The following is a 2392-nucleotide window of genomic DNA, read 5'->3' as shown; positions in this document are numbered from 1 at the left end:
ATGTTGGTCGCCAGGAGCGCCTCCACCGCCTCGTCTCCGAGGCTGTCGGTGGGACCGACGGGGAAGATGCCCGCATTGTTGACGAGGATGTCCACGCGGCCTCCGAGCGCCGCGGTCGCACGGCGCGCGAAGTCCCGCAGGTGGGAGCGCACGGGCCACGGTCCCCGCGGTACCGCCAAGGACAGCATCGCCTTCGCCGCGAGGACGGGCCGGGCGGCCAGGTCGGGCACAGCGGCCTCGATCTCCTCGTACACGACATCGAACTGCGCTCGACTCCACCGTCATCAGCCGCTTGAGGGCCCACGATGCCTTCGCTCACCGCGCGCTGGAAAGCTCCGCACTGATGATCATTGGGGCCCTGCACTCACGCCCAGCTCAGACTGTCGGCGAACTCGTCATCACCTCGTCTGTCTCTCGCGCAACCGTCTACCGGACTCTCCACCGCCTAGTAAGTCACGGTCTCGTGCACCACGTCGGCGAGATCTGGATCCTGGCCCCCCGGCGCCTTGGAAGGCTTCTGGGGGCTCTTACCGAAGCAGAAGTCGTTCCCTCACGTGGTTGGGACGAGATCGCCTCCCACCACGGAACCGCAGGCCTCTCTTCAAGCCGAAAGACGTACCACGCAGCCGAGCGGGCGATGTATCGGGCGGCGCTCGGCAGGCTTGCAGAGCACCGCAGCACGGCTCACGTGATCGTCCGCGACGGCCGCCAGGTCCTCATTCCGGCACCGCGTCCCGATGATGGGTAGGGCGGTCTCGTCGGTATCTGACTCGATCGGGTGGAGGCGGGCCTTGGCCGGCAGGTCGAGTCCCATGTAGCGGCGGGCCTCGGTCCATTCGTCGTTCTGCTCGGCCAGGACCGCGCCGACCAGGCGGATCAGGGCGGTGCGGTCGGGGAAGATGCCGACGACGTCGGTGCGACGCCTGATCTCCTTGTTCAGCCGCTCTTGCGGGTTGTTGGACCAGATCTGCCGCCAGCTCTCGCGCGGGAACGCAGTGAACGCAGTGAACGCAGTGAACGCAGTGAACGCCAGAAGATCGTGCTGCGCGGTGTCCAAGTGGGCTGCTGCATTGGGGAACTTGGCTTCCAGGGCGTCCAGCACGTGCCGCATCTGGGCCTGGACGGCGTCGGTGTCGGGCTGTTCGAAGACGGTCCGCAGCAGCGTGGCCACCCACGGCTGGGCGGACTTGGGCACCTGGCTCAGCAACGCACGGGCGTAGTGAGTGCGGCAGCGCTGCCACGAAGCGCCGGGCAACACAGCACCGATCGCGTTGACCAGGCCTGCATGGGCGTCGGAGACGACCAGCTGGACGCCGGACAGACCCCGCGCGACCAGGGAGCGCAGGAAGGCCAGCCAGCCGGCGAGGATTGGAAACGATTACACACGGATGACGCAAGACCCTGAGACCGGATCGTGATGCGGCGCGCGACCTACTCGGTCTGGATCGACTCGATAGCGGACGACCTTGCGGCGTGGGGCGCACGGCTCCCGGATCTCCTGGTCGGGCGCCGACGACGGCAAGGAGGAATCGTGAGGCCCGTCGGCTTCGACCGGCGGGCACGGTGACGGCGGCGGGCGGAGATGTTCCGCCTGCCGCCGTCCTCGCGGGCGCTGCCGGTCAGGTCGTGAGCGCGGTGCCCGACTCGTTCAGAATGGCGTTCACCTTCACGCCGATCATCTGGCCCCCGATGGCGCCATGGTTGAGACCGACGAGCATGGCTCCGCTGTCGGTCGTGTCCGGTTCGTAGATGGGGGCACCGGAGTCGCCGTGCGTCGTCATCTGCCCGTTGCAGTAGCAGGGGTTGTTGGTTCCGCCGCGTGCGAACAGGAACCCGTTGCCGTTGGAGATGCCGAAGGCCGAATTGGGGCTGGAGATGCTGAACCTGTCGTTGGTGATCTTGTGGCCGCAGTGGTTGAAGGTGGTCTGTCCGCTCACGCACACCTTGACGCCGACGCGTGCCGTCCGCGTGGTGTAGATGAAGTGCGTCGCGGTGCTGTCGTGGGTGCCGCCGGTGTAGATGTTGTGCGTGTAGCTTCCGTTGCCGATGAGCTCGAAGTCGTTGTCGGCGAACCTGAACCGGACGACACCGAGCGTCGGGCCGCCCACCCGCCCGCTCCAGACGACGTTGCCGTTGGGGAAGCAGTGAGCCGCGGTCACCATGTACTGGTCGCTGGCGCGTGTGCGGTTGTGTACGGCGAAGCCGGAGGTGCAGGTAGCCCCGCCGTTGGTTATCGAGGCGCCTCCGGAGAAGGGGGACGTGTCGTTGAACCGGGTGGACTGCAACTCGAACCGTTCCTGCTTGACCTCGATGGCGCCCGGGTAGGTGTCGAGCAGTTTGCCGAGGTCGGACAGGGGCGCGTCGGTGATCAGTGACACCTTGTCGGTGGTGC

The 2392-nt window shown here is 67.0% G+C and carries 2 protein-coding genes and 2 pseudogenes; 1 reads left to right on the top strand and 3 read right to left on the bottom strand.

Annotated features, from left to right (window positions below; translation table 11 throughout):
- Positions 1-254: pseudogene (locus ABT057_RS48985) on the bottom strand (hypothetical protein); the annotation flags it as partial.
- An 89-nt stretch (positions 255-343) separates the two neighbouring features.
- On the opposite strand from ABT057_RS48985, the gene ABT057_RS48980 reads away from it, so the two are divergent.
- On the top strand, positions 344-748 hold the full coding sequence (locus ABT057_RS48980; protein ID WP_352351886.1) for a helix-turn-helix domain-containing protein: 405 nt from the start codon (positions 344-346) through the stop codon (positions 746-748).
- A 6-nt stretch (positions 749-754) separates the two neighbouring features.
- Here the strand turns inward: ABT057_RS48980 and ABT057_RS48975 are convergent.
- Both ABT057_RS48975 and ABT057_RS48970 read right to left on the bottom strand, forming a co-directional pair.
- A pseudogene (locus ABT057_RS48975) lies at positions 755-1357 on the bottom strand (IS256 family transposase); the annotation flags it as partial.
- A gap of 262 nt (positions 1358-1619) precedes the next feature.
- Positions 1620-2392: chymotrypsin family serine protease (locus ABT057_RS48970; RefSeq protein WP_502974101.1), on the bottom strand; the 773-nt coding region annotated here is incomplete at its 5' end.

The sequence above is a fragment of the Streptomyces sp. NPDC002588 genome, from assembly GCF_040295925.1.
In the GTDB taxonomy this organism is placed as follows: domain Bacteria; phylum Actinomycetota; class Actinomycetes; order Streptomycetales; family Streptomycetaceae; genus Streptomyces.
This window is presented reverse-complemented; position numbering and strand designations above follow the sequence as displayed.

Excerpts from the sequence above, each read along its gene's own strand:
- ABT057_RS48980 (WP_352351886.1), top strand. The coding sequence starts at position 344 with ATGATCATTGGGGCCCTGCACTCACGCCCAGCTCAGACTGTCGGCGAA.